This window comes from Neochlamydia sp. TUME1, assembly GCF_000813645.1.
In the GTDB taxonomy this organism is placed as follows: domain Bacteria; phylum Chlamydiota; class Chlamydiia; order Chlamydiales; family Parachlamydiaceae; genus Neochlamydia.
Window position 1 is genome coordinate 31480 of the sequence record NZ_JRXI01000111.1, and the last position, 13347, is coordinate 44826.

Consider the following 13347-nt stretch of genomic DNA (forward strand, 5'->3'; position numbering starts at 1 on the left):
AGAGGAAATAGCTTTAGAGTCTGTAGGGAAAGAAGGAAGGCTCTTTAATTTAGAATAGAGGCCTCTGCTCAGAGGAAAAGATGATTTTGAAGAAGAAATTGACATATTGTTCCCCCTAATTTATGTAAAAAAACATGTTTAAAAGCAATATAGAAAGCGATTAGCCTGACTTGAAATTTTAATTTGCTTATAGATTAAGCTAGGCCTCTTTGGATATTGGCTTATCCCGCATTATAAGTCAAAAGCTTATCAAAAAGATCTCCATAAGCGGGTGTAAACAAAAGTGTTGGCAATCTTTTTTAAGCAGCAGCTTTGTAGGAATTCCAATAAGCTTCCCAATAACCATTTAATCTACCTATTCTTAAGCTCAGCATCGCATTAGCATTTTCTGTCTTCCACCAAGCTCCCGCTATCTTCAGCCTCTTTTGTACCACATGCCTATGACTACTTTCTATCTCGCCTGAACCAATCGGTAAGCCTTTATCTAAAGCGCTTTTATAATTCATCATATCCAGTCTTTTTTCCATATACCTATAGCATCTTACTAAGCCATTCTCCTGCTCAGGATGATCTAGCGCCTTGAACTTATTTTCAATCTCTTTGAAAACTTCTCGGCTTTTTCCAGCTTTTAACTTCTCTTTACTTTCTTCTAACCACTTTTTTGGCTCAAAAATATTGCACCAAATTGCAGCCTCGGATAAATATCCACATAGATGGTAAAAATCAATTAAGTGACCGCTTCGATTGCAAAACTTTAGTTTTATTTGTTCAGCTATCCACGGCGCTCCATCACTTATTGCATGCACATAACTACCTTCTTTCAGACCCGCTATAAGAGCACATTCTAGCATCTGTTGGCCTGCTTGTTCTGCCGTTCCAATACTACCAGCATAAAAGCGGTTGGCTTTGTCCTTGCCTCTTGCCAGACTTAGTTTGGCTTCTTTCCAACACACTTTTCTTGCTTTTCTTGCATCTTTTTTTGCTTGTTTGTCGGCCTCATTTATCTCCACAATGGGTACCATACTCCCATCTGTTTCACTAATAATGATTGCTTCTTGAGTGGACGTTTCTTTTTTTAGCTTAGCTATTTTACTTGCATGCTTTTGGGTAATCAATCTAACCATGGAAGAAGAAGCTTCAATTCCATAATGCTCCTTCATCTTTTCCCCTACTTTTCCAAACGCAATATCTGCTCCAAAGTCGGTTATTGCTCGCTCTAAAGGTAAAGAATACCCTCTACATCTAACCTTAGAAGATAAGGAAAAGGGTCTAATCAATTTTCCTGCTTGTAGGAAGCACCTCTCTTCCATACCTACTATCCCAAATGTTGTATGCCAACTTAGTTTTTTTTTGAGTGCTGCCTTAATTTCATTTCCCGAGTCTTGGCTTCTTGTTCATTTACTTGATGCTTTGCCCAATCCTCAAGGCATTTTTTCCCTAAGCCTCTAACTTCGGGAATAAGAGCAAATTCAGCATCATCCGCCACTTCAATCCCTTTAACTCCTTCGGTAATATCTAATAAATCTCTGATGGATTCTAATAGACTGGGATGCTCCTTTAAGCGATTAAATACGTTATTAACTTCTTCTTCGTTAAGCATATGCAACCTCCTTTTGCTACGCTTTCAGTATGTATTAATCCTTCCTTATCTTGCCAACACTTTTAATTACACCTTCCATAAGCTTAAATATTTTTTATCAAAAATTAATCGAGCTTCTCGAAATTTTTTCCTTGTTCTTAAGCTGAGGTTAAGGAAAAAGTTTAAATAAAGAATAAACTATAAAGTAAAACTTTTTCGTAGGCCTACACAAAGAGAGACATCTTCACATAATAGGTCAGGAGGTATACTAAGAGGATATCTTAAAACCCTTATTTTACCCTCATACTTGTGCACATTATTGAAGAAATTCTAAAGCCCGTGGCTTAATCCATTTAAGGGAGAAGAGAGAGAAACTAGGAGAGGTTGAAACATAATTACCACTCTTCCTGCCATATTACCTAGCTAAGAGGGGATTTTCTTATCTTTTAACTGCTTTCCCCTTAAGGAAAAGACAGGTTAAACTCCTCTCAAGAAAAAAGTTAAACAATAAGAGTTAAAATATTGGGGAATATCAGCTAAAGGATCGAAAACTTAAGGTTGTAAGACGGCTATATAACGGCCACCCATCTATTTGCTAAGAAATTTAAATATATTCTAGCCTGTATTCAAGAGGAAAACGTTATAAAAAAAAGGAAATATGCGTTTAAAACCATCAATGTAGGTAAATTAAAAAGTAGAGCTTTAAGTATGCTTGCGAAGGATAAATAATAAAAAGGTCGTCACAAGCAAGATTCCTCTCTATGATAAAGATTTGGAATCGCTTGTAAAGTTTTAAAAAAGAGGATTAATGTTGGCTAAGACAAAGGAGAGCAGATAACAACTATAGCATAGATAACCAAACCTTAGTATTCATCAAAAAAAAATAAATACTTAGCCTTCCATTTCCACGAACCCTACTTTATCTTTCAATGAATAAGAAGATTGACAAGAAATTTTTATTTAAAAATACTTTTTATCTTATCCAAAAAGGAGTTACTTTTAGGTAAATTAGCAGGACCTTGCAAGGAAGAAAACTCTTTCAGCAATTTTATTTGCTTTTCGGAAAGCTGTGTAGGTGTTTCCACAAATATTTTAACTAGTAAATCTCCTTTGCCTTGTCCATGCACGCTGGGAAAGCCTTCATTCCTTAGGCGGAATACTTTTCCATTTTGGGTGCCTTCTGGGATAGTAATACGACAAGTATGGCCATAGAGACCCGGTACATCTTTTTTACATCCTAAGGCAGCTTCGGTAAAACTAATCGGTAGATCTAGCAAAACATCGTTACCTTCACGTTCAAAAATTTCATGCGGCTCGACGTTAATAAAGACATAAAGATCTCCTGCTGGCCCACCACCATGACCTGCATCTCCATAACCGCTCATCTTAAGGCGCATGCCACTATCCACACCTGCTGGTATATGAATTTTAACATGCTGCTTTTCTTTAATTAAACCCTCTCCTCGGCAATCTTTACAGGGATCAGTGATAATTTCCCCTTCTCCATGGCATTGAGGGCAAGCCATAGACATGCTAAAAAAGCCTTTCTGCTCATATACTTGTCCGGCGCCATGGCAACGCGGGCACTTTTTCTTGCCCTTAGAAGAGGGGGTACCTTTACCGTGGCAGGTCTTACAAGTAACATAGTTATTGATGGCCAATTCCTTATCCACGCCCTTAGCTGCCTCTAGAAACGAAATAGTGATATTGGCACGTTTGCTAGCGCCTTGGCGACGCATTTGGGCTGAGCCTCCCCCAAAGTCATTTCCACCAAAATAACTTTCAAATATAGACTCCCCACCCATGCCACCAAAAGCACCCATGAAAGTACGTAAAGCTTCATCGACAGAAGAAAATCCTGAAAACCCTCCTCCAGCTGCTCCTGCCGCTGCTCCTAATCCTTCTTTACCATATCGATCGTAAGTTTGGCGTTTTTTATCATTACTTAAAACTTCATAGGCTTCTGAAATTTCTTTAAAGCGTTTTTCAGCTTCAGCATTGCCAGGATTTTTGTCAGGATGGTATTTTATGGCTTTTTTTCGATAAGCCTTTTTAATCTCGTCTGCTGTGGCAGTTCGTGGAATTTCCAATGTTTCGTAATAGTCAGCCATAATGCTCACATAGATGTCTTGAGAGTGCATGTCTTTTAACAAAAAAAACATAACACTCGGTGGAATTTAAAAAACTTTAGCCTAAAGGGTATAGGTACTCATTGTAATAATAAATCTGAACACCCTTTGGGGAACTTATATTAAATCAATCGGCTTGTTACTTAAGCAAGCCAATCTGGTTTTAACGCTGTCTTTTGTATTTTAAAGCAGCCTTAGATTTTGCGCGCTTTTTAACCGATGGTTTAGCATAAAAGCGATGGGCTTTGACGGATTTCATTACACCCTCTTTATCTAATCTCTTTTTCAAGGCGCGAAGGGCTTTATCGATGGGTTCGCCAATACGGACTTTTACTAATGACATTTCGCTCAATTCCTAATTTTATAAGTTTAGTAATCACGGCAACACTTTTGCCAGTTTTCTAATGATGAAAGCATCATACACAATCGATGAGTAATTTATCAATACTGAATACTCTTTTGCAATTCTTTCTCTATTTCTGCTTGGGTTTTACGCAAATATAAAATCTCGAGGGGCTCTTTTTGCATGATCTCTCCCCTTCTCCATTTATCTTCCGATAAACGACTTAAATAAAGCGCATCGGGGCCTTTTTCTTCCCATGTCCACTGCCAGTTAGGATACATATTTTCTATCTTTTGTTTTAGTAGGAGACTATTAGGAGTAAGCAGATTGTTTACATTTTGTAGATATACGCCCACTTCACTTAAAGGAAGAAGTTGTACTTTTCCCTCCCTCTCATAAGCTCCTCGGCTAGCTTGGCCTTTTAGTACGTACACTCCCCCTATCTTTGCATCAAAAAGTACAGCATACGAGCCCTCATGGGAAGGAAGAAATCCTTCCAAACTACAAAAAGTAACCAATGGCTTTCTTAGGGAAAAAGCGACTGCTTTAGCAACTACAACGCCTACCCTTATACCGGTATAAGAACCCGGACCAATTCCTACCGCTACATAGCTCAAGTCTGCCGCTTTTCTTCCCAAATATTTCAATCCACGTTCAATTTCGGGCAAAAGGGATTGAGAAGAATTTAATCCAAACGGAAAATTTCCTTGAAAGATTACTTCTCTTCCATCAAAGAAGGCTGCGCAGCCGCGCTCACTACTAGTGTCGATTACTAACGAAAACATTCTCTTAAGTCAATCCTACGGGGAAGAGTAAGTTTTTCTAAGGTACGTATAAAAAAGCTGTCGGTCATTCCAGAAATATAATCAACCACCATTTGTACTAAAGAAGTAGAATTTTTGTAATGCTCATTTTTATTAAAAGTATAATTTTTCCACACGTAACTTTCTTCATTTAAATGATTAAGGTCTTCTAATAATAATTCAAATAAAAGACGATACGCTCGCTTGATCTTGCTAGATTCCACTTTGAGTTGAGGATGCACATAGATATGAGCAAAATTAAAATCACGCAAAAACTTTAAAGCTTCAAAAGCTTCCATAGAAATACCTATGTAAGCTTGTTCGTAACTCACTTTAATAATTTCTTTAGCAAGAGTCGCCAGAATTTCTTGATTTGTAGTACCTAAAAATGTTTTGGGCACCTGTTCCTTAGATATGATTCCTAAACGAATAGCATCTTCAATATCTTTGCCTATGTAGCTCATTGTATCGCATAGTTTCACTAAGCACCCCTCTAAAGTTCCTGGAATTATGTTATAGTCCGGTTCTCTTGCTTTCTGTTTTTTATCGTTAAAGTGATCTTCCCATGTTTTATCAAAGCTAGGATGGATCAAAGAGCTGCTCATTGCACCATCGTGGCAAAGAAAACCATCATAGACAGCAAGTCCAAGGTTAAGCGGTTCTATGTCAGTAAAAAGCCGGCATGATTGCAAAGGATGAGCAAACGCCCCATTCTCAAACATTATTGACAGTTCAGATAAATACTCCTCACCTTCGTGACCAAAAGGAGGATGTCCCACATCATGACCTAAAGAGATAGCTTCTACCAGATCAAGATTCAAGCGTAAAATCTCTGCAATTCCCCTAGCAAAGCTACTAACAAATTGTACATGTAAGCCACGATGAGTAATATGATCATTATCGACTAAGTATACGACCTGAGTTTTATCATTATAGCGAGCATATGCTCTAGAGTGGATGATTTTATCTACATCTCGTTTATAGGGTAAACGATAATCTTCCTCATTACCAGCCTGCCGACTGTGGGTGGATGTACGTGCGGCTAAGGGATGCAAATAAGCTTTTTCCTGTTTTATTAATGCATGACGATAAAAGGAAAGAGTTTCACTAAAAGGGATAGTCATGTATTTACACTCATTCTTTGAAAAATTCCTCATAGTAAATCTTAGTGAAAAATAATTTATAAAACAAGTCGTTTGAGTTATAACCCAGGAAGAATAGCTGATAGAAAAAAGTCTTTCCAATCTTATTTAAAAGCAGCCTAGTTGAGCAATATAAATAATTAAAGAATGTATTTAAATATTTTTTTTAGAAACATAACTTTCTTGTTTTTCTAAATAGGCTAGCTTAGAATAAAGCTTATCTAAAAACAACCCTGATAAGAACACCTTTGGCAGGATCTCTGCTGCCTAGGAAAAAACGCTTTCTTAATTGAATGTTTATTCTTTATCCTCCATAATATTATCACTCCTATAATTTAAATGGTAAGAGGCCAAGTTTGAATCTAGAAGATATTGAAGACAGTTCTTTTACTCAGCAGCTGGAAAATGCTGTGATCAAGACACTTGAAAATCAACAAAAAACAGAGAAAAGAAACTCCTTTCCGAACGAGCTATGTATATTTCCTCTTTTGAAAAGACCTTTTTTTCCTGGGATGGCAGCTCCTATAGTTATTGAACCTGGACCTTTCTTTGAAACTCTAAAATTAGTGGCTAAAACTGATCATAAGTCTATCGGTTTGATTTTAACCAGGCAAGAAGATGTTGATATCTATAAAGCTAGCTTTGGGGATCTTTATCAAGTGGGAGTTATCGCTCGTCTATTGCGAATCATTCCTTTAGAGCAAGGAGGAGCACAAGTTATACTTAACATGGAAAGGCGACTACGTGTTTTACGCCCTCTTTCTAACTCCAAAGTTTTAAAAGCCAAAGTTTCTTATTTTGAAGATAGTCCTACGCTTACCTCTGAGCTTAAAGCCTATGCGATCAGTATTATTTCTACCATTAAAGAATTATTGAAATTAAATCCGCTTTTTAAAGAAGAATTACAAATTTTTCTTAGTCATTCTGATTTTACCGAGCCTGGGAAACTTGCAGATTTTGCTGTAGCTTTAACAACCGCTTCCCGAGAAGAGCTGCAAGAAGTATTAGAAACGTTTGACATCCAAAAACGCATTGATCGAGCTCTTTTACTGCTTAAAAAAGAATTAGACTTAAGTGTTTTACAAAATAATATCAATCAAAAGATTGAATCCACCATCTCTAAAAGCCAGAAAGATTTTTTTCTGCGCGAGCAGCTAAAAACAATTAAAAAAGAGTTGGGTATTAGAAAAAGATGACAAGTCTCTTGACAAAGAAAAATTTGAAGGACGTATCAGAGAACGTAAAATACCTGCTGACGTATTAAAAGTCATAAAAGATGAGATGGAAAAGCTCTCTGTACTAGAGACGCAATCTGCTGAATACGCTGTATGCCGAGGATATTTAGATTGGTTGACCAATCTACCTTGGGGTATTCAAAGTGAAGAGTGTCAGGATATTATGAAAGCTGAAAAGATCCTTGCGCACGATCATTATGGCCTAGAAGACATCAAGCAACGCATCCTGGAATTTATAGGAGTAGGTAAGCTTGTAGGAGGGGTAAAAGGCAGCATATTGTGCTTGGTCGGCCCTCCAGGAGTCGGCAAAACCAGTATCGGTAAAAGCATAGCTCGTGCCTTAAATAGAAAATTTTATCGCTTCTCTGTAGGTGGCATGCGAGATGAAGCTGAAATTAAAGGACATCGCCGTACCTATATTGGAGCTATGCCAGGAAAATTAATTCAAGCACTCAAGTTTTGCCAGACCATGAATCCCGTGATCATGCTAGATGAAGTGGATAAAATGGGAAGTAGCTACCATGGAGATCCAGCCTCGGCATTGTTAGAAGTTCTAGATCCCGAACAAAATCGTGAATTTTTGGATCACTACTTAGATGTTCACTGTGATTTATCTAATATTCTTTTCATTGTGACTGCCAATGTGTTAGACACAATCCCCGAGCCCCTTAAAGACCGCATGGATATTTTGCGCCTTTCGGGCTATATTATGCAGGAAAAAATTGAGATTGCCAAAAAGTATTTACTTCCTCGCAACCGTAAATTAATGGGATTAAAAGCTAAAGATATCACCTTTACGACTGAAGGCTTAAGAGCTATTATCAATGGTTATGCACGTGAAGCGGGAGTAAGAAGCCTTGAAAATAATATTAAAAAGATCATGCGTAAGATCGCCCTACGTATTGTTCGAGAGGCCTCCTTAGCTGCAGAAAAACCTCGTAAAAATAACAAGCAAAAGGATACAAAAGTCTTAACTTCTTCTTATAGTGTGACTCCCACCAGTTTACATGAATATCTCGGTAAGCCTATATTTACCTCAGATCGTTTTTATGAACATAATCCTATAGGGGTTAGCACAGGCTTAGCATGGACTTCAATGGGTGGAGCCACTCTCTACATTGAAACAATTAAAGTAGCCGCAGAAAAAACGGAGATGAAGCTAACGGGCCAAGCAGGCCAGGTCATGAAAGAATCTTCTGAAATTGCCTGGAGCTATTTACATAGTGCCTTAAACAAATATGCTCCCAGTTATAGCTTTTTTGAAAAAGCGCAAGTTCATATTCATATCCCTGAAGGTGCTACTCCCAAAGATGGCCCATCGGCGGGCATTACCATGGTTACAGCCTTATTATCTTTGTTGACCAATACCCCTGTGCTTAACAATTTAGGAATGACAGGAGAGCTAACTCTAACCGGCCGCATTTTGCCTATCGGCGGGGTAAAAGAAAAACTAGTAGCAGCTAGACGCTCGGGTCTAAAAACTCTTATCTTTCCTAAAGATAATTTAAGAGATTATGAGGAACTTCCTGATTACATCAAAAAAGGAATAGACATACATTTCGTACAACATTATGACGAAGTCTTTCATATTGCCTTTCCTGATCTGGAGCATGCTCTAGGCGCTAAGTTGGACAAATAGAGATTTAAAAAAATCCTCTATCATAGTTTAACCTTTCGGGAATGCATGAATAATAGCTTATTCTTCTGAGTAACTTCTTGAGTAATCATCGACTTAATAAAAATCCTCACTTTAAGGAGAGAGGGAGCTCTCAGAAAGATGTTCTCCTTTTTAGACTTTATAGACGTAGGGTCTTTAGACGGTAAGATTTAAATGCCGCATGGAGAGGTTAGCACTTTATAAAAAACTTTATCCACTGTTTAGGAAAGCTTTTATTAATAAAGATCAAATTCAAGCAAGCGACTATCCACGCTACTATTAGTAATAACATGGCGACGACTCGCTGACAATCCAATTTCTTTGACCAAAGGGGTATTAGCCGTAAATATAAAGCCTCGCGCAGGTTTAGAAACATGATGCTTCATGAAGTCCCCCAGCGCTCTGTATAAAGGAATAAGAGTGTCTACATTGTCTAATCTTTTTCCGTGAGGAGGGTTGGTTAAAATCATGGTAGGCAATATTGAAGGACTAAATTCTCTAAAATCAGCTTGCTTAACTAGAACATCCTTTAAAAACCCTGCAGCCCGCAAATTACCTTGACAGATACGCGCTACATTTTTATTAATATCTATCCCAAATAAATGATTTTTTGGGATCGCTTGCCGTAAAGCATCTACTTCTGTTTTTACTTTTAACCATTCTTCAAAAGAAAAATGAGGTAAAAGCATAAATCCCCATTTTTGACGCAAATATCCAGGTGCCGTACGAGAAGCGATTAATGCCGCTTCTATTAATAAGGTTCCTCCCCCACAACAAGGATCTAGTAAAATTTCGTGAGGTTGATAATCAGCTAGGCGTAGCAAAGCTGCAGCTAAAGATTCCTGCAAAGGAGCTTCTGCCGACTCTTGCCGATAACCTCTTTTATGCAAGGGAGTTCCAGAAGTATCTACGCTTATAGTCGCTTGATTATCGTGAATAAATAGATTTAATTGTACATCAGGATTTTTAACATTTACACTTGGGCGATTGCCGGTTTTTGCACGTATTTGATCGCATATAGCATCTTTAAGAACCTGTGCTGCGAACAAGCTATTTTTTAGCTGCCGATGGGAAACATTGGCATCTATGGCAAAATTTTTTCCTGAAGGTAAATATTTTAACCAATCAATACTGCTTCCCCCTTTGTACAAGCCTTTTTGATCATAGCAGGGAAACTGAGCAAGTGGAAGTAAAACCCTTCCTGCTATACGAGAACAATAATTAAGGCGAAAAATAGCGGGGAAACTTTTATCAAAGACATAAACTCCTCGAAATCCTTCTCTTACCTGAGTAAAGCCTAATTCCGCTAATTCTTGGATTAATAAAGATTCTAGACCTTGTCCGCAAGTCACAAAAAGATGATTAGGATTTTCTAACACAATAATACCTGCTTAATTATGCATAAATAAAATAACATCGCCGTCTTTTACCACATATTCTCGTCCCTCAGAGCGAGCCTTTCCAGCTTCACGTGCGGCTACACGTCCTTTATAAGTAACCATATCTTCATAAGAAACAACTTCGGCACGAATAAATCCTTTTTGAATGTCTGAGTGAATTTTACCAGCTGCTTCTGCTGCCGAGGTACCTCTATTGATGGTCCAAGCGCGCGTTTCAATTTCTCCAGTGGTGATATAACTAATAAGCCCTAACATCTCATAAGAGGCTCTAATTAAGCGCTGTAGCCCCGATTCTTGCAGTCCCAAGCTATCTAAAAATTGTTGGCGTTCACTTAAGTTAAGCTGAGCAATCTCCTCTTCTATACGGGCACAAATAGAAATTACAACATTCCCCTCTGCAGCCGCATAGTCACGCACACGTTTTACATAAGGATTTTCCATGTCAGGAAGATCGTTTTCCGAAACATTAGTAGCATAAATGACTTTTTTCATGGTCAATAAGGGATAAAGCTGAAGAACTTCTCGTTCCTCAGGTGTAAATTCTAACATTCTCACCGGCTTGCTGGCATTTAAATGCTCTTGCACACGATTAAGCACAGATAAGGTTAAAGCAAGCTCTTTTTTTCCTTTAAGCTGCTTTTCAACGCGCGGGATAGCATTTTCAATCATCTGCAAATCTGCTAAGCACAGCTCCAGGTTAATCACTTCGATGTCTCTGATAGGATCTGTTTGTCCTGATACATGCACGATATCGGAAGAATCAAAACAGCGAACCACATGAACAATAGCATCTGTTTCTCGAATATTTGCCAAAAATTTGTTACCTAAGCCTTCGCCTTGGGAAGCACCAGCAACTAGCCCAGCAATATCCACAAACTCCATAGTCGCACAAATGATTTTATTGCTATGGGAGATCTCCGATAAGACATGCAGCCTGGTATCTTGTACTTCTACCACCCCAACATTCGGGTCGATAGTACAAAAAGGATAATTTGATGCAGGAGCTTGATTGGATGTTAGGGCATTAAATAAAGTAGACTTTCCCACATTTGGGAGACCTACAATACCGCAAGAAAGTCGACCGGCTGCCATATAGATACCTCATAGTAATTAGTGGCAAAAGTATAGGATGAAATAGTAAAAAAAACAATAGAGAATCATGGGGGAAGTCATAGAATAGGAAAAAATAGTGTTACAATATTTCTTCTTGCTATTTTCTTAGGAAAATTAAAGTTTAATCTTAATTTTAGCTTTATTAAGGCGATATCCATAACAGACTGGTTTCTTAGTCAAAAGGCTCTCGTTCCTTCAAAAGATATCCTTCACTTATTATTTCCTAATAAAATTTCCCACCTTTAGAAAAGAACTTTTCTGGTTTATTGAATTATCTTAAAGGATCTTTACAATCAGACCTCCTAGCTTAAGATTTTAAGCTCAAGCCTTTTCTTATAGAGATAACCTATCATAAAGCACCTCTAGGCGCGCAGAATAAAGTTAAAATAATTATCATTTTTTGAATTAAAACTTTTTTGGAAAGTTTTAAATATTTTTAGATTACTTTCTAGCAAAAGCTTGTGGATATCATTTTCCCTATTACCTTTAAGTCCTCCACAATTAAAGGGTTGCTTGCTCGCTGAAATTAATGGAATTTTTAGTTATAATCTAACTAGTTTTAAGAACCTGACTTTAATTTCTTTGTTAAATTATTGTAATTTCTACTTCGATTTTGTCATCCACCCCCTAAAAAGCTTACCTAACGCTTGTTAACTTTAAATAAATTTTGGAAAAATTAATTTTCATCTCGTTTGGAAAGAGGGGCCATCCAAAACTCCTTGACCATTCAGAAAGAAAAGAATTATACTAGACTTGTAGAGTGAAAGAATGTCTTGTCATCATTTGCGCACGGGCAAATATTTAAATTTTTCATTATAACTGATAAAATTTCTTTATTTTTGCCCATTTATTCCTAAGCAGAGGCTGTGACCATGGGCGAAAAAACCGAAGAAGCAACACCAAAAAAATTAAGAGATGCAAAAAAGAAGGGTCAGGTAGCTAAATCTCAAGACCTTCCTTCTGCTTTTACCTTCATTGTCTCGGTTTATGCAGCCGTAGCATTAAGTTCAACCCTTTATCAGCAACTTGGGGATTTTACGGTAGGGACTTTTCGCATGATAGCCACCACTAACTTGGAGGTAGCTATTCCTCAACTCTATTACCAATCAGCTATTGTAATCTTTATAGCTAGTATTCCTCTGATGGCTATCGTATGTGTAGTCGGCGTTATCGTCAATTTTTTAACTGTTGGCCCGGTTTTTGCTATAGAAGTATTTAAGTTTGACCCCAAAAAATTTAATCCGATACAAAACTTAAAAGCAAAGTTTAAGCTTAAGACTTTAATTGAATTGTTAAAGTCGACATTAAAGTTATTGATTGCTAGCTACTTAATCTACCAGGTCATGATGAAGAGTTTACCCATTTTGATAAAAACAGTGTCGATGCCGATGATATCTGCTTTGTTGGTTTTTGATGCTTTTTTAATGGAAGTGGTGGCTAAAATAGGCTTATTTTTTATTATCATCGCGGTAGCCGATTTTATCTATCAGAAGAAAACATTTGCTAAAGAAATGAAAATGGAAAAATTTGAGGTTAAGCAAGAGTATAAAAACTCGGAAGGGGACCCACATATTAAAGGTAAACGAAAGCAAATTGCCCATGAGATTGCTTATTCAGAAGGACCTGCAGCAGGTGTTAAAAAGGCCAAAGCAGTGGTCACTAATCCTACTCACCTAGCCATAGCAATAGGATACGAACGAGAAATAGACGCAGCTCCTTACATCTTAGTAATGGGTAAAGATTTACTAGCAGAAAGAATTATTAAACTTGCCGAAGAATACGAAGTTCCGGTTTTACGGAATATTAAATTAGCCCATCGACTCTGGGAATCTGGGGAAATTTATCAGTACATCCCCGAAGACACCTATGAAGCCTTAGCAGAAATACTACGGTGGGTTAGCTCGTTAAATACTGAGGCTCAATACGATTATATAGGGGAAAAGTAA

The 13347-nt window shown here is 37.6% G+C and carries 9 protein-coding genes and 1 pseudogene; 2 read left to right on the forward strand and 8 right to left on the reverse strand.

The genetic code is table 11. From position 1 onward, the window contains the following. Positions 1-299: 299 nt before the first annotated feature. The 6 genes from DB41_RS04940 to DB41_RS04965 form a co-directional block, all read right to left on the reverse strand. Positions 300-1310 (reverse strand): hypothetical protein, encoded by a 1011-nt coding sequence (locus DB41_RS04940; protein ID WP_052243920.1) that lies wholly within the window; start codon positions 1308-1310, stop codon positions 300-302. A gap of 29 nt (positions 1311-1339) precedes the next feature. Further along, entirely contained in the window at positions 1340-1600 is a 261-nt protein-coding gene (locus tag DB41_RS04945; protein WP_039384979.1) for a hypothetical protein, read from the reverse strand. 935 nt (positions 1601-2535) lie between these two features. Then, on the reverse strand, positions 2536-3690 hold the full coding sequence (gene dnaJ / locus DB41_RS04950) for a molecular chaperone DnaJ (protein ID WP_039385035.1): 1155 nt from the start codon (positions 3688-3690) through the stop codon (positions 2536-2538). 181 nt (positions 3691-3871) lie between these two features. Next, the gene (gene rpsU, locus DB41_RS04955; protein WP_039384980.1) at positions 3872-4051 is read right to left on the reverse strand and encodes a 30S ribosomal protein S21; all 180 of its coding nucleotides are present in this window, start codon (positions 4049-4051) and stop codon (positions 3872-3874) included. 98 nt (positions 4052-4149) lie between these two features. Then, on the reverse strand, positions 4150-4836 hold the full coding sequence (tsaB, locus tag DB41_RS04960; RefSeq protein WP_039384981.1) for a tRNA (adenosine(37)-N6)-threonylcarbamoyltransferase complex dimerization subunit type 1 TsaB: 687 nt from the start codon (positions 4834-4836) through the stop codon (positions 4150-4152). Continuing rightward, positions 4824-5978, reverse strand: a complete 1155-nt coding sequence (locus tag DB41_RS04965; RefSeq protein ID WP_039384984.1) for a deoxyguanosinetriphosphate triphosphohydrolase family protein — start codon at positions 5976-5978, stop codon at positions 4824-4826. Before DB41_RS04965 ends, tsaB begins: the two co-directional genes overlap by 13 nt. A 416-nt stretch (positions 5979-6394) precedes the next feature. Here DB41_RS04965 and lon point away from each other — a divergent pair. Continuing rightward, positions 6395-8870, forward strand: a pseudogene (lon, locus tag DB41_RS04970) (endopeptidase La). Between the two features lie 254 nt (positions 8871-9124). Here lon and DB41_RS04975 read toward each other — a convergent pair. Together DB41_RS04975 and ychF are read right to left on the reverse strand one after the other, a co-directional pair. Next, entirely contained in the window at positions 9125-10267 is a 1143-nt protein-coding gene (locus DB41_RS04975; RefSeq protein WP_193365244.1) for a class I SAM-dependent RNA methyltransferase, read from the reverse strand. 12 nt (positions 10268-10279) lie between these two features. Continuing rightward, positions 10280-11380 carry a redox-regulated ATPase YchF gene (ychF, locus tag DB41_RS04980; protein WP_039384989.1) on the reverse strand — a complete coding sequence of 367 codons (1101 nt, stop codon included), beginning with the start codon at positions 11378-11380 and terminating at the stop codon, positions 10280-10282. A gap of 893 nt (positions 11381-12273) precedes the next feature. Between ychF and sctU the strand changes: the two genes are divergently transcribed. Beyond that, positions 12274-13347 carry a type III secretion system export apparatus subunit SctU gene (gene sctU, locus DB41_RS04985; RefSeq protein WP_039384990.1) on the forward strand — a complete coding sequence of 358 codons (1074 nt, stop codon included), beginning with the start codon at positions 12274-12276 and terminating at the stop codon, positions 13345-13347.

Coding starts and splice junctions, on each gene's coding strand:
- DB41_RS04945 (WP_039384979.1), bottom strand. CDS start 1,600: ATGCTTAACGAAGAAGAAGTTAATAACGTATTTAATCGCTTAAAGGAG.
- dnaJ (WP_039385035.1), bottom strand. CDS start 3,690: ATGGCTGACTATTACGAAACATTGGAAATTCCACGAACTGCCACAGCA.
- tsaB (WP_039384981.1), bottom strand. CDS start 4,836: ATGTTTTCGTTAGTAATCGACACTAGTAGTGAGCGCGGCTGCGCAGCC.
- DB41_RS04965 (WP_039384984.1), bottom strand. CDS start 5,978: ATGACTATCCCTTTTAGTGAAACTCTTTCCTTTTATCGTCATGCATTA.
- rpsU (WP_039384980.1), bottom strand. CDS start 4,051: ATGTCATTAGTAAAAGTCCGTATTGGCGAACCCATCGATAAAGCCCTT.
- sctU (WP_039384990.1), top strand. CDS start 12,274: ATGGGCGAAAAAACCGAAGAAGCAACACCAAAAAAATTAAGAGATGCA.
- DB41_RS04940 (WP_052243920.1), bottom strand. CDS start 1,310: ATGGAAGAGAGGTGCTTCCTACAAGCAGGAAAATTGATTAGACCCTTT.
- ychF (WP_039384989.1), bottom strand. CDS start 11,380: ATGGCAGCCGGTCGACTTTCTTGCGGTATTGTAGGTCTCCCAAATGTG.